This window comes from Pseudomonas sp. FDAARGOS_380, from assembly GCF_002591235.1.
Classification (GTDB): domain Bacteria; phylum Pseudomonadota; class Gammaproteobacteria; order Pseudomonadales; family Pseudomonadaceae; genus Aquipseudomonas; species Aquipseudomonas salmasensis.
Map to the genome: position 1 here is coordinate 1,719,288 of NZ_CP023969.1, position 22,489 is coordinate 1,741,776.

Annotated in this window: 21 protein-coding genes; 5 read left to right on the forward strand and 16 right to left on the reverse strand. The window is 60.5% G+C overall.

Translation table 11 applies throughout. From position 1 onward, the window contains the following. Positions 1-34: 34 nt before the first annotated feature. On the reverse strand, positions 35-2,176 hold the full coding sequence (gene katE / locus CRN80_RS08070; RefSeq protein ID WP_032894316.1) for a catalase HPII: 2,142 nt from the start codon (positions 2,174-2,176) through the stop codon (positions 35-37). A gap of 265 nt (positions 2,177-2,441) precedes the next feature. Between katE and CRN80_RS08075 the strand changes: the two genes are divergently transcribed. From CRN80_RS08075 to CRN80_RS08085, 3 genes are read left to right on the forward strand one after another with little or no spacing between them, the layout of a single operon-like run. Beyond that, complete coding sequence (locus CRN80_RS08075) at positions 2,442-3,449, forward strand: methionine ABC transporter ATP-binding protein (protein ID WP_034129230.1); 1,008 nt, start codon at positions 2,442-2,444, stop codon at positions 3,447-3,449. After that, positions 3,449-4,123, forward strand: a complete 675-nt coding sequence (locus tag CRN80_RS08080) for a methionine ABC transporter permease (protein ID WP_003187354.1) — start codon at positions 3,449-3,451, stop codon at positions 4,121-4,123. The genes CRN80_RS08075 and CRN80_RS08080 overlap by 1 nt, the downstream gene beginning before the upstream one ends. A gap of 51 nt (positions 4,124-4,174) precedes the next feature. Further along, a complete protein-coding gene (locus CRN80_RS08085) occupies positions 4,175-4,945 on the forward strand; it encodes a MetQ/NlpA family ABC transporter substrate-binding protein (protein WP_098949920.1) in 771 nt (256 codons plus the stop codon). Positions 4,946-5,074: 129 nt separating this feature from the next. Here CRN80_RS08085 and CRN80_RS08090 read toward each other — a convergent pair whose 3' ends face one another. The 5 genes from CRN80_RS08090 to CRN80_RS08110 are packed head-to-tail and all read right to left on the reverse strand — an operon-like array spanning position 5,075 to position 8,998. Further along, positions 5,075-5,710: an SCO family protein gene (locus CRN80_RS08090; protein ID WP_098949921.1), complete on the reverse strand. Its 636-nt coding sequence runs from the start codon at positions 5,708-5,710 to the stop codon at positions 5,075-5,077. After that, on the reverse strand, positions 5,707-6,606 hold the full coding sequence (gene cyoE, locus CRN80_RS08095; protein ID WP_032894322.1) for a heme o synthase: 900 nt from the start codon (positions 6,604-6,606) through the stop codon (positions 5,707-5,709). The genes CRN80_RS08090 and cyoE overlap by 4 nt, the downstream gene beginning before the upstream one ends. Then, positions 6,594-7,673, reverse strand: a complete 1,080-nt coding sequence (locus CRN80_RS08100; protein ID WP_098949922.1) for a heme A synthase — start codon at positions 7,671-7,673, stop codon at positions 6,594-6,596. Before CRN80_RS08100 ends, cyoE begins: the two co-directional genes overlap by 13 nt. Before the next feature lie 10 nt (positions 7,674-7,683). After that, a complete protein-coding gene (locus tag CRN80_RS08105; RefSeq protein ID WP_044270269.1) occupies positions 7,684-8,268 on the reverse strand; it encodes a hypothetical protein in 585 nt (194 codons plus the stop codon). Beyond that, a complete protein-coding gene (locus tag CRN80_RS08110; protein WP_098949923.1) occupies positions 8,234-8,998 on the reverse strand; it encodes an SURF1 family protein in 765 nt (254 codons plus the stop codon). The genes CRN80_RS08105 and CRN80_RS08110 overlap by 35 nt, the downstream gene beginning before the upstream one ends. Before the next feature lie 32 nt (positions 8,999-9,030). Here CRN80_RS08110 and CRN80_RS08115 point away from each other — a divergent pair, with 32 nt between their 5' ends. Then, entirely contained in the window at positions 9,031-9,234 is a 204-nt protein-coding gene (locus tag CRN80_RS08115; RefSeq protein WP_098949924.1) for a twin transmembrane helix small protein, read from the forward strand. A gap of 6 nt (positions 9,235-9,240) precedes the next feature. On the opposite strand, the gene CRN80_RS08120 is transcribed toward CRN80_RS08115, so the two are convergent. The 4 genes from CRN80_RS08120 to coxB all read right to left on the reverse strand — a co-directional run bounded on the left by CRN80_RS08120 (position 9,241) and on the right by coxB (position 13,632). Continuing rightward, a complete protein-coding gene (locus CRN80_RS08120) occupies positions 9,241-10,128 on the reverse strand; it encodes a cytochrome c oxidase subunit 3 (RefSeq protein WP_003187344.1) in 888 nt (295 codons plus the stop codon). A gap of 35 nt (positions 10,129-10,163) precedes the next feature. After that, the gene (locus CRN80_RS08125) at positions 10,164-10,715 is read right to left on the reverse strand and encodes a cytochrome c oxidase assembly protein (RefSeq protein WP_003187340.1); all 552 of its coding nucleotides are present in this window, start codon (positions 10,713-10,715) and stop codon (positions 10,164-10,166) included. 147 nt (positions 10,716-10,862) lie between these two features. After that, on the reverse strand, positions 10,863-12,446 hold the full coding sequence (ctaD, locus tag CRN80_RS08130; RefSeq protein WP_032894327.1) for a cytochrome c oxidase subunit I: 1,584 nt from the start codon (positions 12,444-12,446) through the stop codon (positions 10,863-10,865). 58 nt (positions 12,447-12,504) lie between these two features. Further along, positions 12,505-13,632, reverse strand: a complete 1,128-nt coding sequence (gene coxB, locus CRN80_RS08135; RefSeq protein ID WP_032894328.1) for a cytochrome c oxidase subunit II — start codon at positions 13,630-13,632, stop codon at positions 12,505-12,507. A 369-nt stretch (positions 13,633-14,001) separates the two neighbouring features. Here coxB and CRN80_RS08140 point away from each other — a divergent pair, with 369 nt between their 5' ends. Next, positions 14,002-14,649, forward strand: coding sequence for a hypothetical protein (locus tag CRN80_RS08140; protein ID WP_032894329.1), 648 nt, complete (start codon positions 14,002-14,004; stop codon positions 14,647-14,649). Between the two features lie 156 nt (positions 14,650-14,805). Here the strand turns inward: CRN80_RS08140 and CRN80_RS08145 are convergent, their stop codons facing one another. From CRN80_RS08145 to CRN80_RS08170, 6 genes are all read right to left on the reverse strand, one after another. Then, positions 14,806-16,347 carry a SulP family inorganic anion transporter gene (locus CRN80_RS08145; protein ID WP_032894330.1) on the reverse strand — a complete coding sequence of 514 codons (1,542 nt, stop codon included), beginning with the start codon at positions 16,345-16,347 and terminating at the stop codon, positions 14,806-14,808. Positions 16,348-16,432: 85 nt separating this feature from the next. Further along, positions 16,433-17,164, reverse strand: a complete 732-nt coding sequence (locus CRN80_RS08150) for a carbonic anhydrase (RefSeq protein ID WP_003187331.1) — start codon at positions 17,162-17,164, stop codon at positions 16,433-16,435. A 228-nt stretch (positions 17,165-17,392) separates the two neighbouring features. Next, positions 17,393-18,451 (reverse strand): PA0069 family radical SAM protein, encoded by a 1,059-nt coding sequence (locus tag CRN80_RS08155; protein WP_098949925.1) that lies wholly within the window; start codon positions 18,449-18,451, stop codon positions 17,393-17,395. 82 nt (positions 18,452-18,533) lie between these two features. Beyond that, positions 18,534-19,832 (reverse strand): cytochrome c, encoded by a 1,299-nt coding sequence (locus CRN80_RS08160; RefSeq protein WP_098949926.1) that lies wholly within the window; start codon positions 19,830-19,832, stop codon positions 18,534-18,536. 12 nt (positions 19,833-19,844) lie between these two features. After that, positions 19,845-21,629, reverse strand: a complete 1,785-nt coding sequence (locus CRN80_RS08165) for a GMC family oxidoreductase (RefSeq protein ID WP_032894333.1) — start codon at positions 21,627-21,629, stop codon at positions 19,845-19,847. 2 nt (positions 21,630-21,631) lie between these two features. Further along, on the reverse strand, positions 21,632-22,384 hold the full coding sequence (locus CRN80_RS08170; RefSeq protein ID WP_003187325.1) for a gluconate 2-dehydrogenase subunit 3 family protein: 753 nt from the start codon (positions 22,382-22,384) through the stop codon (positions 21,632-21,634). Positions 22,385-22,489: the final 105 nt, after the last annotated feature.

Here is a 22,489-nt window from a genome sequence, read left to right on the forward strand (position 1 = left end):
GCCTGCGATGAAGACCTAACAAACAACCGATAAGTTAAGCCGGAATCGCCTTGGATTTCGGCTCACGCTCCCACACTCGATGCTGGGCAATCGCCGCAAAGAAGGCCTTGAACGCCTTGGCATCCGCGCCCACGATCAACCCTGCATCCGCCTCCAGTTTCAGCAGATCCAGCAAGGGTTTCACATCACTGGCTACCGCAATCGCCTTCAGGTGTTTGTAGGCTTCCAGTACGTAATGCAACGCCACACCATCACCGCTCAGCGCCTTCACGGACTCCTTGCCGCCTGGGATAAACACTGCGTCGAAGGCAATGGACGGCATGCCTTCCATCGAGGCGTCGACCGGCAGCGTCTTGCCCTGCGCAGTGGTCACAGGCGCCGAAGTAGGCCCCAACAACTTGGCATGAGCGCCTTCTGCTTCCAACGCTGCTTTTAGCGCGTCAATGGCCGCACCATCAACGCCGTTGGCTGCCAGAATCGCCACTTTGCGCGTTTTAATATCGCCCGATAGCAAGTTCACCTGGCTCAAGGCTGGCGACTCTTTCAACGACGTTTCACGGGCAGGCACCGTGCCCTTGGTTGGCGCTGGCAAGCCCAGGTTCTGCGCAACGCGCTTGGCCAGCTCCAGATCGATATTGGCCAGGATCTCGTTGACCTGACGCGCACGGATGAACTCGCGCTCCACCTTGCCCAGCTCAAAGCTGTAGGCCGCGATAATGTGCTCTTTCTCGTGGTGGCTCATGCTGTTGTAGAACAGCGTGGCCTGGGAGAAATGGTCACCGAAGGATTCGCTGCGCTCACGTACTTTGTTGGCATCGACGCGCTCGTAGTAGGACTCAAAGCCACCATCGGTAGGACCAGCAGGGGTTTCCTTCGGCCAGCCACCATCAATGGAGTTTGGTTCGTAGGACGCACGGCCTTTATCGATCACCGTACGATGCTGAGCGTCGCGCTGGCCGTTATGGAACGGCACGACAGGCCGGTTGATTGGAATCTCATGAAAGTTCGGCCCGCCCAGTCGGCTGATCTGGGTATCGGTGTAGGAAAAAAGACGGCCCTGCAGCAACGGGTCGTTGGTGAAGTCGATGCCCGGCACGATGTGGCCTGGGCAGAACGCAACCTGCTCGACTTCAGCGAAGAAGTTGTCCGGGTTACGGTTGAGCACCATTTTGCCCAGCGGCGTGATCGGTACCAGCTCTTCGGGAATGATCTTGGTCGGGTCGAGCAAGTCGAAATCGAACTTATGCTCGTCTTCTTCGGCCACGATCTGCACGCCCAACTCCCACTCGGGGTAATCGCCGCTTTCAATCGCTTCCCACAAGTCACGACGGTGGTAGTCAGTATCTTTACCGGCCAGCTTTTGCGCCTCATCCCATACCAGCGAGCAGGTGCCGACTTTCGGACGCCAGTGGAATTTCACGAAGCTGGACTTACCTTCGGTATTAATCAACCGGAAGGTGTGCACCCCAAAGCCCTGCATGGCGCGCAGGCTTTTTGGAATGGCGCGGTCGGACATGGCCCAGATCACCATGTGCGCCGACTCCGGTTGCAGCGAGACAAAGTCCCAGAACGTATCGTGGGCCGAACCGCCGGTAGGGATCTCGTTATGAGGCTCGGGTTTCACCGCGTGGACGAAGTCTGGAAATTTGATCGCATCCTGGATGAAAAACACCGGCATGTTGTTGCCCACCAGGTCGAAGTTGCCTTCGTCGGTGAAGAACTTCACGGCAAACCCGCGAACGTCGCGCACGGTATCACCGGAACCGCGCGGGCCCTGCACCGTGGAAAAACGCGCGAACACTGGGGTTTTATGCTCAGCCGTGCGCAGGAAACCTGCCTTGGTCAGCGCCGAATGGTCGCCGTAACTCTGGAAATAGCCATGGGCGCCCGTACCACGGGCATGCACGATGCGCTCCGGGATGCGCTCATGGTCGAAGTGCGTGATCTTTTCACGCATGATGAAGTCTTCGAGCAGCGACGGGCCGCGAGCGCCAACTTTGAGGCTGTTCTGGTTATCGGAAATCTTCACGCCCTGATTAGTGCGCAGGGCCTGGCCGGTCGCATCGGAACGGAATTCTTCCAACGCCTGCAGTTTGGCGTTGGTGTTGCCACGGTCCAGGGTATCGGTACCCGCAAGTTCACTCTTGGGCGGGGTGGCTGGCTTCTTGGTACTCATCAGTCAAAACTCCTTATTCAAAGTGGCCAGAGCGGTCCCCGGCTCGTTTGAGCAAAACCCCAGGCACGGCACCTGGGAAATCGAGTTGCTTAAGTAGTGACTGACTCGGTTTTGCACCGTTCCTTTTTTATGACCTTTGATCGCGTTATTGCCAAATGACTGGATGAATACGAAATAAATGCTAAGAAACGCTATACGGACAGGCTAAAATGCGCGCCCGGCTAACCGCTGATCCCTTTTCAATGCGCCCCACAAGGTTCGCTACGTGATCGAGTTTCAAAACGTCCACAAAACCTACCGCGTCGCCGGTAAGGATATTCCCGCCCTGCACCCCACCAGCCTGCGCGTCGAGAACGGCCAGGTGTTTGGCCTGATTGGCCACTCGGGTGCCGGTAAAAGCACCCTGCTGCGCCTGATCAACCGCCTGGAAGAGCCCAGTGGCGGCCAGATCAAGGTGGATGGCGAAGAAGTTACTGCGCTAGACGCCAACGGCCTGCGGCGCTTTCGCCAGCAGGTCGGCATGATCTTCCAGCACTTCAACTTGCTGGCGTCCAAGACCGTGGCCGACAACGTCGCGCTGCCGCTGACCCTGGCCGGTGAACTGTCGCGCAAGGAAATCGACCAACGCGTGGCTGAACTGCTCGCCCGCGTCGGCCTGTCGGACCACGCCAAGAAGTACCCGGCACAGTTGTCCGGCGGCCAGAAACAGCGCGTCGGCATCGCCCGAGCCCTGGCGACCAAGCCAAAAATCCTGCTGTGCGACGAAGCCACCAGCGCCCTCGACCCGCAAACCACGGCGTCGGTCCTGCAATTGCTGGCCGAGATCAACCGCGAGCTGAACCTGACCATCGTGTTGATCACCCATGAAATGGACGTGATCCGCCGCGTATGCGACCAGGTCGCAGTGATGGACGCCGGCGTGATCGTCGAGCAAGGCTCGGTGGCCGACGTGTTCCTGCACCCCAAGCACCCGACCACCAAACGCTTCGTACAAGAAGCTGAACAAGTGGACGAAGGCGAGCAGCGCGACGACTTTGCCCATGTGCCAGGCCGTATCGTGCGCCTGACGTTCCAAGGGGACGCGACCTACGCGCCACTACTGGGTACCGTCGCCCGGGAAACCGGGGTGGACTACAGCATCCTTGCCGGTCGTATCGACCGCATCAAAGACATCCCTTACGGGCAACTGACCCTCGCCGTCACCGGCGGTGACATGGAAGCCGCGTTTGCACGCTTCACCGCCGCCGACGTTCACATGGAGGTGCTGCGCTGATGGACGTTTTCCTGAGTTTCTTCGCCAATATCGACTGGTCTGAAATCTGGCTCGCCACCGGCGACACCATGACCATGCTGTTCGGCTCACTGTTCTTCACCGTGCTGCTGGGCCTGCCCCTGGGCGTGCTGTTGTTCCTGACCAGCCCGCGCCAGCTGTTCGAACAAAAAGGCCTGTACGCGCTGCTGTCGCTGATTGTAAACATCCTGCGCTCGCTGCCATTCATCATCCTGCTGATCGTGATGATTCCGTTCACGGTACTGATCACCGGCACGTCCCTGGGTGTGGCCGGCGCGATCCCTCCGCTGGTCGTCGGCGCCACACCATTCTTTGCGCGCCTGGTGGAAACCGCTCTGCGCGAAGTGGACCGTGGCATCATCGAAGCCACCCAGGCCATGGGCGCTACCACCCGCCAGATCATCACCAACGCCCTGTTGCCCGAAGCCCGCCCTGGCATCTTCGCAGCGATTACGGTGACGGCGATTACACTGGTTTCCTACACCGCAATGGCTGGTGTGGTCGGTGCTGGCGGCCTGGGCGACCTGGCCATCCGTTTTGGCTACCAGCGCTTCCAGACCGATGTGATGGTGGTCACGGTGGTGATGCTGTTGATTCTGGTGCAAATTCTGCAAACCGTCGGCGACCGGCTGGTGGTGCACTTTTCTCGTAAATAACGGCCATTGCCGGCACACAGCCGGCAGATGCCCGAACAAGGAGCTTGCTGGATGAAAAAACTACTGGTTGCTTTCGCCGCCGTGGCTGCGTTTTCCGCCCACGCCGAGACCATTACGGTCGCTGCTTCGCCGGTGCCTCACGCCGAAATCTTCGAATTCGTGAAGCCTGCCCTGGCCAAAGAAGGCGTGGACCTGAAGGTCAAAGTCTTCACCGACTACGTGCAGCCGAACGTACAGGTGGCTGAGAAACGCCTGGACGCCAACTTCTTCCAGCACCAGCCGTACCTGGATGAATTCAACAAGGCCAAAGGCACTCACCTGGTGAGCGTCGGCGCCGTGCACCTGGAACCGCTGGGCGCTTACTCCAGCAAGTACAAAAAACTGGCCGACCTGCCTGACGGCGCCAATGTGGTGATCCCGAACGACGCCACCAACGGCGGCCGTGCCTTGCTGCTGCTGGCCAAGAACGGCCTGATCACCCTGAAGGACCCGACCAACATCCTGTCGACCATCAAGGACATCACCGGCAACGATAAAAAACTCAAATTCCGCGAACTGGAAGCCGCCACCCTGCCGCGCGTGCTGACCCAGGTCGACCTGGCGCTGATCAACACCAACTACGCCCTGGAAGCCAAGCTGGACCCGTCCAAGGATGCTCTGGTGATCGAAGGCAGCGATTCGCCTTACGTGAACATCCTGGTAACCCGCGAAGACAACAAAGATGCAGACGCGGTGAAGAAGCTGGTTGCAGCCCTGCACACGCCTGAAGTGAAGAAATTCATCGAAGAGAAGTACAAAGGCGCGATCAAGCCAGCGTTCTGACCCCGCCCGATCTGATCGTTCCCACGCTCCGCGTGGGAACGCCTCTTGTGACGCTCTGCGTCACGCTTGGGGACGCAGAGCGTCCCTAACTGCGTTCCCACGCAGGGCGTGGGAACGATCATCAGGTGCTCAATTGCGCTGCAGCAACCCCGGCAACTGCGCCACCAACTTCTGGTTGTTCAACGGCGCACGAATAAACCCACGCTGGGTACCATCCGGGCCGATCAGTGCCAGGTTACCGCTGTGGTCGACGGTGTAGTTCGGCTTGCTGGTATCCGCCGGAATGAAGGGAATGCTCACCGCATTCGAAACCTTCTGCACATCCTCTACGTTCGCGCCCGTCAGGCCTTGGAACTGTGGGTCGAAGTAACCCAGGTACTGCTTTAGCTGCACCGGGGTATCGCGGTGCGGATCGACGCTGACCAGGATCACCTGCAACTTATCCACAGCCTCTTTAGGCAGTTCGCTCTTGATCTGGCGAAGCTGGGCGAGGGTGGTCGGGCAGATATCCGGGCAGAAGGTGTAGCCAAAAAACAGCAGGCTCCATTTGCCCTTCAACTCATTGACCAGCACCGGCTGGCCTTCCTGGTCGGTCATCGTCACCGCCGGCAACTGACGGCTTTGTGGCAGCAGAATGATGCCCGCGTCGATCAGCGCGGTGGGATCGCCCTGGCCTTTGCCCGAGAGCACTTTGTTGACGGTCAGGCCCATGATCAACGCCACCAGGGCCACGAGGATGAAGACGGTTTTTTGAGTTCGAGTCATAGGTTCAACAATAAGTAGTGGTCTACGAGCAGGGCGATAAACAGCAGCAGCAAGTACCAGATAGAGTACTTGAACGTGTTGATCGCCGCGTGCGGCTGGCTGCCACGGTACAACACCCAGGCCCATTGCAGAAAGCGCGCACCCAATACCAGCGCACAGGCCAGGTAGAGCAGCCCGCTCATGTGGATAACGTAGGGCATCAGGCTCACCGCCAGCAGGGCGAAGGTGTACAGCAGGATATGCACCTTGGTGTAGTGCTCGCCATGGGTGACCGGCAGCATCGGGATGTCGGCCTTGGCGTATTCCTCTTTGCGGTGAATAGCCAGGGCCCAGAAGTGTGGCGGGGTCCAGGCGAAGATGATCAGCACCAGCAGCAAGGGTTCGGCACTCACATGCCCGGTGACAGCCACCCAGCCCAGCAGCGGCGGCGCCGCACCGGCCAGACCGCCGATGACGATATTCTGCGGCGTGGCTCGCTTGAGAAAGCCGGTGTAGATCACCGCATAACCCAGCAGCGAAGCCAAGGTCAGCCAGGCCGCCAGCGGGTTGGTGAACGCCAGCAGCAGGGCCAACCCTGCAATCGCCAGGAACAACGCAAACGCTAACGCCGCCATCGGCGAGACACGCCCCTCAGCCATCGGTCGTTTGTGAGTGCGCGCCATCACGGCATCAATCCGTCGATCGACCACATGGTTCACCGCCGCCGCGCCGCCGGCACACAGGGCAATGCCAAGGTTGCCGAACACCAGCACGGTCCAGGGCACCCCGGCGCGGGTGGCGAGGAACATGCCCACCAGCGAGGTGATCAGCATCAGCACCACGACTTTGGGCTTGGTCAGCTCCAGATAGTCACGCCAGATCGCCCGGTCGCGACGTGCGCCGATCACGGTCGCCATGGCAGTTCTCCTTTAAGAGTCATCAGGCCCGCCCCCTGTTTGCGCAGGATAAAACGCCAGCCGAACAGACGCGGGTGACGCACCCGAACCAGGCTGGTGCGCGCGTGGTAATTGACCAGCACCAGCGTCAACAACAACGTTGCCCCGCCAGCGTTGTGCGCGACCGCCACCGGCAGCGGCAGGCCGAACGCCACATTGCTCAGCCCCAGGCAGATTTGCGCGGCCAGGGCGATCAACAGCAGGCCGGCCAGGCGCGTCATCCCCACTGCCCGCAGTTGCCAGGCCAAGCCGAGCAACACCAGCGTGACCAGCACGGCGCCGATGCGATGCGTCAGGTGGATAGCAGTGCGCGCCTCGCTGTCGAGCTGCCCGCCCAGGTAATTGGGGCCGATGTGCTGGGTCAGGTGAAAGCCATTGGCAAAGTCCGCCGTCGGCCACCACTGACCATGGCAGGTAGGCAAATCGACACAGGCCACCGCTGCGTAGTTGGAACTGACCCAGCCGCCCAGGGCGATCTGCCCGATCACCAGCACCAGGCCCGCCGTTGCCCAATACTGCAGGCGCTTGGGCACGACCAACGCCGGCAGTACACCAGACAGCCGCAGCGTCAGCAGAAACAGCAGGCTCAAGGTCGCAAAGCCGCCCAAAAGATGCCCCGTGACCACTTGCGGCCAGAGCTTCAAGGTCACGGTCCACATGCCAAACGCCGCCTGGGCGAATACCACCGCCAGCAGGAACAGCGGCAGCTTCAATGGCTGGCCCGGATCACGTCGATGACGCCACGAACGCGCCGCCAGCAGCGCGATCATCAGGCCCAGGCTGCCCGCGAAGTAGCGATGGGTCATCTCGGCCCAGCCTTTGTCGGCCTCCACCGGCGTATCAGGAAAGTGCAACTCGGCATGGGCCAGTTGGGCTTCGCTTTGGGGCACGCTGATAAAGCCATAGCAACCCGGCCAGTCCGGGCAGCCGAGGCCGGCGTGGGTCAGGCGGGTATAGGCGCCGAGCAGTACGACAAACAACGCCAGCAAGGTGGCAAACAGCGCGAGGCGAAATCCAGGCTTGGCCATGACGGTGCCCTTATCCGATGTTCGACAGTTTCAACAGCAGGCGCAGGTCGTTGAGCAAGTCCTTGCCCTTGACCTTGGCGTCGTAGCGCAGCACCAGATTGCCGTGAGGGTCGACGATCCACAGTTGCGCATCGCCGGGTGCGGCAGCGTTCCTGGCAAAGGTCGACACATCCAGCGGGTAGCGCTGCAGCTGTGGATATTCGGCCTTGAGCTTGGCCTCGTATTCGCGGCTCAAAGGTTGCGCGCCGGCCAGGGCATGGCTGGCACGGGACGCATCACGGCCAAGGCTGATCTGCAGCTGACGCGCCAGGTACACCAGTTGCTGGCAATCGGCAGCGCAGGCGGTGGGGGCGGTGACCAGCAGTTGCCAGCGCTGTTCATCGGCCTGCACACCGATGTCGGCGCGGGTCTGGCCGTTGCCGATCAGTTCGCCGTGGTAGCTGCGGCTGTCCGGCACCCAGAACTGCAATTTGTACATGAAGGTGGCTAGCGCCATCGGGCCGATCACCATCATCAGGATCAAAATCAGCTGCCAGCGACCCTTGCGCCGATCAGGCGTGTCAGATGTGCTGGGTGGATTCATGGCCGCTCCCATGGGGCTTCTCCTTTTTGTTATGCCATCCGAGGTAGAGGTAAAGCGCCAGCAACGCCACGGCCATGGCGAACCATTGCACGGCGTAGGCCAGGTGTTTTTCCGGGCCCATGGCGACGATGGGCCACTGGGTTTCGTAGGTACCGGGGCCCGCTTCGGCACGCAGTTCATAGGCAAAACCGCTGCGCTCCAGTTCGTCCCACAGCGCGGCGGGGTGCAGTGCGGTCAGCAGGCGCGGCCACTGCGTGCTGGCGGGGTCGGCATGCAATTGGAAGGTCTGGCCAGGGGCCACGTACACCCAGGCGTCGAGGTTCAGCGTCTGTTCAGGGGTAGTAAAGGCGGGCGCGATACGCCGGTCCGGCCAGGGCAGCCAGCCGCGATTGAGCAACAGCCATTGGCCGCTGGCCTGGTCATGGAAGGGTTGCAGCAACTCGACGCCGGCCTTGCCGTCACGCATGCGGTTATCCAGCAATACGCTGTGTTCGCCATCCAGTTGCCCGCGAAGATGAACGCGACGGAAGGCCGGATCAGCCATGTCATTGAGTTGCGCACTGCTGACCGGCTCAGCCGCGCGGCGCTCGGCATAACGGTCTACCAGCAGTTGCTTTTCGTGCCCACGGGACAGTTGCCAGAACCCCAGGCCCACCATCAATGGCAGCAACACCAGCACCACCAGCGTCGGCGCGATGCCCGGACGAAAGCGTTGCAGGGCACTGGCTATACTCGATCTCATCGCCCCTCCTTCAATAAGCCCGGAGCCAGACCATGCTCAAAGCCGCCATTGCCCTGATGCTGATCGCGACCGTCGTGAGCCTGTTCAGTGGCTTGTTCTTCCTGGTCAAGGACGAGAGCAACTCCAACCGCCTCGTCACTGCCTTGACCGTGCGTGTCACGCTGGCCGTGATCACCGTGGGCTTGATCGCCTGGGGCTTTTTCAGCGGCCAACTGGTCTCTCATGCGCCGTGGTAAGCGGCGTCACAGCACATACACGAAGAAAAACAGCCCGATCCACACCACGTCCACAAAGTGCCAATACCAACTGGCCGCCTCAAAACCGAACTGGTGCTCGGCATTGAAATGCCCACGCAGGATGCGCATCAGCATCACAAACAAAATAATGGTGCCGATGGTCACGTGGGCGCCGTGAAAGCCCGTGAGCATGAAGAACGTGGCGCCGTACACACCTGAGCCCAGGGTAAGGCCCAGCTCTTTGTAGGCGTGGATGTATTCCTCAGCTTGGAACCCAAGAAACGCCAGGCCCAGCAGCACGGTGATCGCCAGCCAGAGTTTCAGTGCACCACGATGGCCTTTGCGCAGGGCATGATGGGCAATGGTGATGGTCACGCTGGAACTCACCAGCAGGATGGTGTTGACCAATGGCAGGCCCCAGGGGCTGATGGTGCCTTTGGGCGCAGGGTAGAGCTTGGGGTCGGGGTTGTTCAGCAGGGGCCAGGCAAACTCAAAGTTCGGCCACAGCATGTGGGCGATGCCCTTGGGGCCCTCGCCCGCCAACCAAGGCCCGGCCCAGACGCGCACGTAGAACAGCGCACCAAAAAAGGCGATGAAGAACATCACCTCCGAAAAGATGAACCACGTCATGCCCCAGCGGAACGAGCGGTCCATCTGCGCGCTGTACAGCCCGGCGCGGCTCTCCTTGATCACCGCGCCAAACCAGCCAAACAGCATGTAGGCCAGCAACAAACCACCCACGAAAAAGATCCACGGCCCGTGGGATTCGGGGCGGGCGGCCTTCAAGTCGTTGAACCACACGGCCAGGCCATACACGGTGACCAGCAGGCCAATCGTGGCAATTATTGGCCATTTGCTTTGCGCTGGTACGTAGTACGTATCATGAGTCGACATGTATTCGCTCTCCTGATTGAGGGGGCAAACAGTAGCTAGCCCCCGGTCCTGACGGCCACGGGCGGCTGGCGCGCAGTGATATCGAACAGCGTGTACGCCAGGGTCAAATGCTTCACATCCTTGGGCATCGCGCGGTCGACGATGAAACGTACGGGCATCTCAATGCGCTCACCGGGCTGCAACACTTGCTGGGTGAAGCAAAAGCATTCGGTCTTGTGGAAGTACATCGCGGCTTCGGCCGGGGAAATACTGGGTATCGCCTGGGCGGTCATCGGCTTATCGGTGGGGTTGTAGGCCACGAACAGCATCTCGTTGACTGCACCGGGGTTGACCACAATCTCATCGGCCTTGGAATGAAATTCCCAGACCATGTCGATGGCGTTGGTGGACAGGAACTGCACCCGCACCTGGCGCGAGGGGTCGACCATTTGCTCACCTTCGTACTGCCCGGCGGTCTTGCCGTTGATGCCGAATGCCTTGCACATCACGTCATAGATCGGCACCAGGGCGAAGCCGAAGGCGAACATTGCCAGCACCAGGATCAGCAGGCGGGTGACCAGGCGCTTGAGCGGTACGGAGTCAGCCATGGCGCCCACCCGAGCCGAACTCGGTCAATGTGGGAGCGGGCTTGCTCGCGAAAGCGGTTTCATAGCTAACGAAAACGTTGACTGACACACCGTCTTCGCGAGCAAGCCCGCTCCCACACTGATCCGGTTCGCAACGCAACAGTCTGTTCATTTGACCTCCGGCGGCGTTGTAAACGTGTGATACGGCGCCGGCGAGGGCACGCTCCATTCCAGGCCCTCGGCGCCATCCCACGGCTTGGCCGGCGCAGGCGAGCCGCCACGGATGCACTTGATGACAATGAACAGGAAGAAGATCTGCGTGGCGCCAAACATGAAGGCCCCGATGGACGAGACCATGTTGAAGTCAGCGAACTGCAGGTTGTAGTCCGGCACCCGACGCGGCATACCGGCCAGCCCTACGAAGTGCATGGGGAAGAACGCCATGTTCATGCCCACGAAAGACAACCAGAAGTGCAGCTTGCCCAAGGTTTCGTCGTACATGTGGCCGGTCCATTTCGGCAGCCAGTAGTAGGCCGAGGCGAAGATCCCGAAGATCGCGCCGGGCACCAGTACGTAATGGAAATGCGCCACCACGAAGTAGGTGTCGTGGTACTGGAAGTCCGCCGGGGCAATCGCCAGCATCAGCCCGGAAAAACCGCCGATGGTGAACAGGATCACAAAGGCCACCGCAAACAACATCGGCGTCTCGAACGTCAGTGAGCCTTGCCACATGGTGCTGACCCAGTTGAACACCTTCACCCCGGTGGGCACGGCGATCAGCAGGGTGGCGTACATGAAGAACAGCTCACCCACCAGCGGAATGCCCACCACGAACATGTGGTGCGCCCACACGATGAACGACAGGAACGCGATGCTCGCAGTGGCGTAGACCATCGAGGTGTAACCGAACAGCGGCTTGCGCGAGAAGGTCGGGATGATCGAGCTGACGGCGCCAAAGGCCGGCAGGATCATGATGTACACCTCGGGATGCCCGAAGAACCAGAACACATGCTGGAACAGCACCGGATCGCCACCACCGGCCGCACTGAAGAAGCTGGTGCCAAAGTGGATGTCCATCAGCATCATGGTCACGCAACCCGCCAGTACCGGCATCACCGCGATCAGCAGGAACGCGGTGATCAGCCAGGTCCACACGAACAGCGGCATTTTCATCAGGGTCATGCCCGGCGCGCGCAGGTTGAGGATGGTGGCGACCACGTTGATTGCACCCATGATCGAACTGATGCCCATCAGGTGAATGGCAAAGATAAAGAACGTCACGCTTTCCGGCGCATAGGTGGTGGAGAGCGGGGCATAGAAGGTCCAACCGAAATTCGGCCCACCGCCGGGTGTGAACAAGGTAGACACCAGCAGCAGAAACGCGGCCGGCAGCAGCCAGAAACTGAAGTTGTTCATGCGCGGCAGGGCCATGTCCGGCGCGCCGATCATCAGTGGGATCATCCAGTTGGCCAGGCCGACAAACGCCGGCATCACCGCGCCGAACACCATGATCAGGCCGTGCATGGTGGTCATCTGGTTGAAGAACGCCGGTTGCACGATCTGCAGGCCTGGCTGAAACAACTCGGCGCGGATCACCATGGCGAACGAGCCGCCGAGCAGGAACATGGTGAAGGCAAACCACAGGTACATGGTGCCGATGTCTTTGTGGTTGGTGGTCAGCACCCAGCGCATCAAGCCTTTGGCGGGGCCGTGGGCATGGTCGGCATGACCATGGTCGATCACAGTGCTCATGGCCGTTCTCCTGCAAGCGAGTGAGCGGGGCGATTCAGGGCATTGGCAATGAAAGTCGTCATTTGCTTTCCGCCTGTTTCAGAGCCAGCACGTCTTTGGGCGTGACCATGTCGCCTTTGTTATTGCCCCAGGCGTTACGCTCATAGGTCACCACGGCGGCGATATCCACTTCAGAGAGCTGCTTGCCGAAGGCTGCCATCGCGGTGCCGGGCTTGCCGTGATACACGATGCTCAGATGGTCTTTGGCCGGCCCGGTGGCGATTTTCGAGCCCTTGAGCGCTGGGAACATCGGTGGCAGGCCTTGGCCCTCAGCCTGGTGACAGGCCACGCAGGTGGTGTGATAGACCTTGTCGCCACGGGCCACCAGCTCGTCCAGCGTCCACTCCTTGGAGGTCAGTTCCTTGAGCTTGGCCGCCTCCTCCTTGCGCTCGCCCAGCCAGGTGTCGTAGTCAGCCTTGGACTTGACCTCAACCACGATGGGCATGAAGCCATGGTCCTTGCCACACAGTTCGGCGCACTGGCCACGGTAGATGCCGGGCTTCTCGACGCGGGTCCAGGCCTCGTTGACGAAGCCGGGGATGGCGTCGCGCTTGACCGCAAAGGCCGGCACCCACCAGGAGTGGATCACATCGGCGGCGGTCACCAGAAAGCGCACCTTGGCGCCCACCGGCAATACCAGCGGCTGGTCGACTTCCAACAGGTAGTGTTCGCCCTTGGTGGCCTGGTTATGGATCTGCTCGGCGGGCGTGGCCAGGTTGCTGAAGAACTCCACGTCCTGCCCCAGGTATTTGTAGTGCCACTTCCACTGATAGCCGGTGACCTGGATATCGATATCCGATTCACTGCTGTCGTAGATGTTGATCAGGGTCTTGGTGGCCGGAATGGCCATGGCCACCAGAATCAGCAAGGGCACCACCGTCCAGAGGATTTCCACGGTGGTGCTTTCGTGGAACTTGGCCGCTACCTGGCCCGTGGATCGACGGTGCAGGATCATCGACCAGAACATCGCGCCAAACACGACGATGCCGATCACCACACAGATCCAGAAAATGGTCATGTGCAGGTCAAACACAGCGTGGCTGACTTCAGTAGCCCCTGGCGCCATATTCGTAGTCCAGGCGGCGTGCGCCTGGCCGAATACCGACCACAACAGGAGGCCCATCCAAACGTGTGGATGTCGCGTCATTGCGGGTTCCCCTTTATGTTTCTTGTTATCCCGCCGGTTTGCACCTGCGGCGAAGGGAGCGGCTTCCATACTGCTTACAACCGCCAAGCCTTGCCTGCGTCATGCAGTTGGGCGTCATCAGCTAATTGCGTACAAAATCGAGTATAGACAGCCGTAGCAACCCCGCAATGTGTGGGGGCAAATGAATAGAAACAGACAGACGGAGCCCGTAAAATGGGCGGCGGAATCGTTTATCCGACGAACGATGGCATTTCGATATAACCCCTGCCTATAACCATGAAATAATTATGACAAATGCGTCTTAGGCGCTCGTATAAACGAACTACCTTGTCTTTTCCCTTTTCCTACGCCTGCTTCACTGGAGCCCTCATGAACACCGCCGCATTGCGCGAGCAGATTTCCCGTGCCCATCAACACGAAGCCACCACCGGCCAACTTGCCATTCAGCTAGAACAACAATTGCCGCACCTGCACTCGGCCATTTCTCTGGCTGAGGGCGATCGCAACATCGTCATGACGCGTTTTGTGACCGCTTACATCGACCTGGTTCCTGATTTGCTCGACGCCGCCAATGACGTGGCCCGTGAGGCCGGGATTGAAAGCCAGATCAAGCCGGTACTGAAAATCGCTGAACATTTCTTCCTGCAGCCGCCCGCGATCCTGGCCGGCCACGACGGCCTTGATGGCCTGCTGGATGAGGCCTACCTGGCGCATCGCCTGGTCGAAGAAGTGAACGATCTGTACATCAAGCATTTCGGCCAGCCGCTGATTCCAGCGGATACCACCGTGGCCAACGTGATCGCCCATCGACTGATCGGTGAAGACTTCGCCAACCAATTGGATGAAGCCGTGCACCTGGCGGTGGATGAGATGCTTAACGAGGAAAGCTTTGCGCTGGAGTCGGTCGAGGCCTATCGCGAACAGCTCAAGAGCCCGCTGACCGAAGCGTCCTGGAAGCGCTGGCCATGCCTGTCGCGCCAGCTCGGGGTTGAGCTGACACTGGATCAGCCAGCATAAATCACAGCTCCAACAGGGGAGCTGAACACGCTTTTTGTAGGAGCGAGCTTGCTCGCGAAAAACTCACAGACGCCGCGTTTACTCAGCAAGCACGCGTTATCGTTAGGGTTTTTCGCGAGCAAGCTCGCTCCTACAAAGAACCGGGTGTTGTGCTGTTCAGGCAGGCGCTGAGCCGATCCCCACTGTCGTTCTCACCCGACCTTCCAACCGACGCTTCAACCCACGCGCCTCGATCACCAACGTCGAGCCCTTGGCCGCATTGGCCCGGCCCCATTCTTCCAGCAACTCCAGGCAAGAGTGGTCGATGTAACTCAAGTTGCTCAGCGGCACATGCAAGGTGGTCCCCGCAGGCACAGCCGACAGCACCTGAGTCAACGCCGGCACCTTCAGAAAGGTCGCCGCCCCCGTCAAACGCAGCTCCATCTCACCTTCCTGGGGCAGGTCGATCAGGCTGACTTTCAGGCGCGAAGCCTTGAAGGCCAACTTGAGCAATGTGAGCCCGAAGCCCACCAGCACGCCAGTCAGCAAATCGGTAAAGATAATTGCCAGCGCGGTGGCCGCGTAGGTGAACATCGGCATCCGCCCATAACGCCCCAGCGCCTTGAACGCCTTGACGTCCACCAGCTTGATGCCGGTGTACACCAGCACACCCGCCAGGCTCGCGACCGGAATGCTTTGCAGCACGCTCGACAGCAACAGTACGAAGCCCAGCAGCCACAGGCCATGGAACATCGCCGACAGACGCGTGGTAGCACCGGCCTGGACGTTAGCCGAGCTGCGTACGATCACACCGGTCATTGGCAATGCCCCCACCAGGCCGCAAAGCATGTTGCCGACCCCTTGGGCCGACAATTCCTTGTCGAAATCGGAACGTTGACCACTGTGCATGCGGTCCACCGCTGCGGCAGACAGCAGGGTTTCGGCACTGGCAATAAACGCTACGGCGAATGCCGCGATCAGCAGCTGTGGATCAGCCAGGTTCAGCAAGTCGCTGGGGCGCAGCCAGTCGATAGCGTCCGCCAGGTTTTCCGGGACCTCCACGCGCTTGACCTGCAGCGCCAGCACCAGGCTGGCGACGGTCGCCAGGCCCACGCCAAGCAACGCACCCGGCACAAACCGTAGTGGTTGCGGGCGGAATTTGTCCCACAGGTACATCACCAACATCGTCGACAAGCCGAGTACGCCAGCCTGCCAGCCGAGCCCGCCGCCGAAGGTCGGAATCGCTTCAGCCAGCGCTGCCGGGAAGCCTGCCAGGTTATCCAGCCCTGACGGCTTGGGCGCGCCGTCGAGCATCACATGGATCTGCGACAACACGATCAACACGCCAATCCCGGCCAACATGCCGTAGACCACCGCCGGGGCGGTAACGCGAAACCAGCAACCCAGGCGCAAACGCCCGGCCACCAGTTGCAGGAAGCCGGCCAGCAACAGGATCGGCCCCAGCATCAGCATGCCGTGCTGGCGCACCAGTTCGAACACCAACACCGCCAGACCTGCCGCCGGGCCGCTGACCTGCAGCGGCGAGCCGGCCAGCCAGCCCACCACCAGGCCACCGATGATGCCTGTGATCAGGCCCTTGGCCGGCGGCATGCCGGACGCGATTGCGATGCCCATGCACAGTGGCAAGGCGACCAGAAAAACAACCACCGAGGCGAGCAGCTCCCGTGGCAATACAGCTTTCAATTGAGCAGCACGCATGATGACTCTCCCGAGGCATTCGCCGGGCGCGGTAAAGCCTGGCTGCATCCATGGCAGCCACCGCATTACCCGGCAGGGAAGTGTTTTAGAAGCGCGCTTTAGGCGTCGCTGAAGGGATCGGCTCGGTGCCGTTCAGCGGTCGGAACGCCGCTTTGTCCGCATCGTAGGCCCGTATTTCGCTGGTCTCGATGTTGTAGATCCAACCATGGATAAACAAATGACCATTGGCCATGCGCGAAGCCACGGAAGGGTGGGTGCGCAAGTGTTGCAGCTGGGCGATGACGTTTTCTTCGGTCAGCACCGCCATGCTCTCGCCTTCGTTGGCGCAGTCGCAGTTGTCATGGACCATGGTCTTGGCGACCTCGGCGTGACGCAGCCAGGCCTTGACCGTCGGCATCTTTTCCAGGCTGTCGGGGTTGAGCACGGCACGCATGGCGCCGCAGTCCGAATGCCCGCACACGATGATGTGCTGTACGCCAAGGGCGAGCACCGCGTATTCGATAGCCGTGGAAACACCGCCGTTCATCTGGCCGTAGGGCGGCACCACGTTACCGACGTTACGGGTCACGAACAGGTCGCCTGGGGAGCTTTGGGTGATCAGCTCGGGCACGATGCGCGAGTCGGCGCAGGTGATGAACATTGCCCGTGGGCTCTGGGCAGTGGCGAGTTTCTTGAAGAGTTCTTCCTGCTGGGGGAAGACGTCGTGATGGAAATGCAAAAAGCCGTCAACGATATGCTGCAGCGCTGCATCGGCGGATTCCGCCACCTGAGGGGCTGAAGCCGACGCAGCCAACGGCTGTTTATCCTTGTCACTCATGATTCATCCTCTTGATCAATGCAGGGGAGGGTTCAGGTCAGTTCGACGCCATGGCGGTGAAATAGTTGTAAAACACACACCGGCCAAGCCGCCGACTCATCAGTCACTCGCTGAACAAGGTAACCGCCGAAACTTAACTCAAACTGAATGAACCGCTCTAGAACGCGGGTTTCAGTGATGTCAAAACGCGACTATTCCTACAGCAAAGGTGCACGTTTCCCCATCAGTCTACAACAAAGCCATCTGCCTGCCCGGTGGGCAAAACGCTGTGCAATCGAGGTTGAACCCTTCCCGCCGATTCAGCCCAAGGCGTTTGATTGCCTTGCTGAAACGCTGCGCCAGCAAATCGGCAAACGGCCCCTCACCGCGCATGCGCACGCCAAACCGGCTGTCATACACCTGCCCCCCGCGTACCTGGCGCACCAGACTCATCACATGGGCCGCACGCTGCGGGTAATGGGCCGCCAGCCACTCCTCGAACAACGGCGCCACCTCCAACGGCAGGCGCAGCATCATATACGCCGCGCTTTGTGCGCCGGCCGCGTGAGCTTCGGTAAGCAGGCTCTCCAGTTCACTGTCGTTGATCATCGGGATCATCGGCGAGCACAGCACGCCCACCGGAATGCCCGCGTCGCGCATCACCCGAATCGCCCGCAGCCGCGCCTTGGGCGCTGCCGTGCGCGGTTCCAGGATGCGCTTGAGCTCATCGTCCAGGCTGGTGAGGCTGATCATCACTGCCACCAGGCGCTGGCGGGCCAACTCGGTCAACAGGTCGAGGTCGCGCAGGATCAGCGAGCCCTTGGTGATGATGGTCACCGGGTGGCGGTAGCGCAGCAGTACTTCAAGGGTTTGCCGGGTAATCCGGTATTCACGCTCGATCGGCTGGTACGGATCGGTATTGGAGCCCAGGTTGATCGGCGCGCACACGTAGCCCGGCTTGGACAGCTGCTGTTCCAGCACATCGGCCGCGTTGCTCTTGGCAATCAATTTGGTTTCAAAGTCCAGCCCGGGCGACATGTCCCAATAGGCATGGCTGGGCCGCGCATAGCAGTAGATGCAACCATGCTCACAACCGCGATACGGGTTGATGGACCGATCAAACGGCAAGTCCGGGGAGTTGTTGCGGGTGATGATGGTCTTGGCCGTTTCGATACGCACTTCGGTGCCTTGGGTCGGCGGCACTTCCTGGTACCAGCCGTCGTCCTCGGCCACGCTGACGGTGGGTGCAAAGCGATTGTGCAGGTTGGTGGCCGTACCCCGGCCACGGGGCGGCAGCGCAGTAGACATGAAAACGCCTCGATACTGTTTTTATATACAGTATCGAGGCGCGAGGTTTCTGACCAGTGCCGTTGGGCGGCCAGCGAGCTTATCAGTGCTTTTGCGTCACCTGCCCCAGATCATCGCCCGAGGTGGTGTGCAGATCGTTTTTGCGCAGATCCGCCACATCGCTCGCCTTGACCGGCGCGCCCTGGTTGCCCCAGCTGCCACGGATAAAACTCACCACATCCGCCACTTCCTGGTCCGACAGACGCCAGGCGAACGCCGGCATGGTAAAGGTGGACGGCGCCGCATGGGTGGCCGGCAAGGTGCCGCCGTTCAACACAATGTTGATCAACGACGTGGCATCTGCCGCCTGCAACACCGGGTTGCCCGCCAGCGCCGGGAACACGCGCGTATAGCCATGGCCGTCGGTACGGTGGCAGGCCGCACAGTTGTCGATATACACCGACGCACCTGGCTTGCTGTCATCGCCCTTCCACAACGCTTGCGCTACCTGCTTGTCGTACTGGTGCGGCTGGTCCTTGGGATCGACCGCCGGCAGGCTCTTGAGGTAACGGGCGATAGCGGTCAGATCCTCTTGGGACATGTACTGCATGCTGTGCACCACCACATCACTCATGCCGCCGAACACCGCACTGCGGTCGCTGCGACCGGTCTTGAGGAACTGCACCAGTTGCTCCTCGCTCCAGCTGCCGAGGCCGTCCTTGTGGTCGCCGCGCAGGCTTTTGGCAATCCAGCCTTCCAACGGCGCACTGCCAGACAGGAAGTCGCTGCCGTCCGTGGCACTCAGGGCTTTTTCCTGCATGGTCAGGGCGCGCGGCGTATGGCAAGCGCCGCAATGTCCGAGACCTTCCACCAGGTAGGCACCGCGATCGATCACCGGGTCGGCGGCGGCTTGCGGCTGATGCGCCTCGACCGCCGGGGCAAACATCCAGCGCCAGGCCGCCAGCGGCCAACGCATGCTCAGGGGCCAGGGAATATCGCTGTCCTTGTTTTCTTGAGCGACCGGTTCGACCCCCTTCATGAAGTACGCATACAACGCTTGCATATCGCTGTCGCTGACGCGCGCGTAAGACGGGTAGGGCATCGCCGGGTAAAGCGTACTACCGTTCTTGGCGACGCCATGGCGCACGGCCTTGTCGAAATCCTCGAAGCTGTAGTCGCCCAGGCCGGTCTTGTCCGGGGTGATGTTGGTGGAATAGATCACGCCAATGGGTGTTTCCATCGGCAGGCCACCAGCGAAGGGCTTGCCACCCTTGGCGGTATGGCAGGCGACACAGTCACCGGCACGCGCCAGGTACTCGCCCTGCTTGATCAAATCAGTTTCGGCAGCGCTGATCGAGCAGCTGCTGAACAGCGCCAAGGAGGCGATAACGAGTGCTTTCATGGTCATCGCTCCTTATGCCTGAACCAGTGGGCCGGGGTTTTTGAGGTACTGCTCGCGAATCGCTCGAGCCGACCAATAGGTCAACGCTGCCACCAGGCCGGTCGGGTTATAGCCCAAACCTTGTGGGAAAGCGGAAGCACCGGGGACAAATACGTTGTGCACATCCCAGCTCTGCAAGTAGCGGTTCAACGCACTGGTTTTCGGGTCGGTGCCCATGATCGCGCCACCGTTGAGGTGGGTGGTCTGGTAGGAGGCGGTATTGAAATGCTCACCGACCTTTTTACCCAGCACGGCGATGGCCTTAGGGTTCATGGCCTGGGCCACTTTGCCCATTTTTTCCATCATGAAGCGGTTCATCTTGATGTCGTTTTCTTGCCAGTCGAAGGTCATGCGCAGCAGCGGCAGGCCGTAGGCATCGCGGTAAACCGGGTCCAGATCCAAGTAGTTGCTGCGGTAGGACTGATGGGCTCCGTGGGAGTCCATGGAGACCTGATGGGTGTAGTAATCGGCGGTGGCGCGCTTCCAGGCGCTGCCCCAGGCCGGGGTGCCCGGTGGGTTGGACGTACCGGCAATCGGCCGGCTGCCCGCCTGGTTGACCCACATCGGCGAGCCACCCACGAAGCCGTGAGGGCCGTGGTCAAAGTTGTCGGCGTTGAAGTCGTCGATGGCCACGCCATTGCCGCCCGCGCCGATAAAGTTGTTGGTGTGGGTGTCCTTGTCGAAGAACGCCTTGATGGTGCCCATGTTCTGGTAGGCGAAGTTCCTGCCTACCACACCCTCGTTGGTAATCGGGTCGTAGGGTTTGCCGATGCCGGACAGCAGCATCAGGCGCACGTTATGGAACTGGAAGGCGCCAAGAATCACCAGGTCCGCCGGCTGTTCACATTCGCGGCCCTGAGCGTCGATGTAGGTCACGCCGGTGGCTTTCTTCTTGGTGCTGTCGAGGTTGACCTTGAGCACGTGGGAATTGGGCCGCAGCTCGAAGTTCGGCACCTGGCGCAAGGCCGGCAGGATGTTCACGTTCGGCGAGGCCTTGGAGTACATGTAGCACACGTAGCCACTGCAAAAGCCGCAGAAGTTGCACGGGCCCATCTGCGCACCGTAGGGGTTGGTGTACGGCCCCGACGTGTTGGCCGACGGCAGGTTGTAAGGTTTGTAACCGACGTCGGTCGCCGCTTTCTGAAACAGCTGGGCGGAGACGGTATTTTTCTGCGCTTCCAGCGGGAACGGGTTGGAACGATCTGGCGCGTAGGGGTTGCCGCCACGACCTTCGCCGACCAGTTGGCCCTTGACCGTCCAGGCTTGGCCGGAGGTGCCAAAGACTTTTTCCGCATAGTCGAAAAACGGCTCCAGCTCTTCATAGCTGACGCCGAAGTCCTGAATGGTCATGTCCTTGGGAATGAAGTTCTTGCCGTAGCGCTCTTCGTAATGGCTGCGCATGCGCAGCTCAATCGGGTCGACGCGAAAATGCACGCCCGACCAGTGCAGCCCCGCACCACCAACGCCATTACCCGGCAAGAAAGCGCCCAACTGACGATTGGGCAGGGCGACGTCATTTACGCTGTGGCGAATGGTCACCGTTTCTTTGGAGATGTCCTGGAACAGCTTCTTACGCACGCTGTAGGTCAATTCGTCGATGACCTGTGGATAGTTGCCGTCTGGGTAAGTGTCCTGCATCGGGCCGCGCTCCAGCGCTACCACGTTGAGGCCTGCTTCTGTCAGCTCTTTGGCCATGATCGCGCCCGTCCAGCCGAAGCCCACAATCACTGCATCCACTTTCTTCATGATGGTCGCCACGTTTATGCCCTCTCACCGCGAATGGAAACAGCCGGGAAGGGGTATTGCTCGTTGCGTTCCACCCAATCCATGAAGTCGGCGCGGGCGCCGGGGAAGCCGATCATGGTCCAGCCGACCATGCCTTTATTGCCACCGTGGATAGGGTCGCAAAAGAAGCCTTCCTTGGTGTTTTGCAGCAAAAGGTTGAAGAACATCTTGGGCGGCACGGCGTCGAAATGCGCCGCCACTTCGCTGCCGCCAGCTTCCAGACGCCTCAGCATATCGTCTCGGGTAGCGCTGTCTTGCGCAGCAAAAGCTTTACCGTTGAACGCCTTCGACCACGCATCCGTGGCAGCAATACCCAGGCGATAGATCTCCTTGGGCACCAATTTGCTCTGCCAGCCCATCTCCGGTGCCGCATCGGCGTTGAACGGGCCTTGCATGAACCACAGGGCGCCACTGGCGTAAGGGGTGTTCATCTGGCGGTCGATGTATTCCGGCGCGCCAGCCTCCAAGGCGCCTGGGCCCTGGGCGTCAGCGGGAATCAAGCGCTCGACGGCGGCGTTGATAAACGCCCATTCCTCGGCCGTGAAATAGCTTGGCTCGTAGGCTTTATCGCTGACCGCAGGCTTGGCCGGTTCGGCCTGGGCCGGCTCTGGCGTGGCCATCAACATCGAACCACCAAGGCCGGTGCTGGCAACCGTGACCACCGGGATCAAGGTCAAGGATTTGCGTAAAAAGTCACGCCGGGGGTTGTCTTGATCTTGATCAGACATAGGTACACCTCATCATGTGGTCACGGGTTTATCCGCCGCTTCTGGGAGCAGCGTGAAGGCTTTGCGGCTAATTGGATCCAAGCAGATACAGCACAATGGCAAACA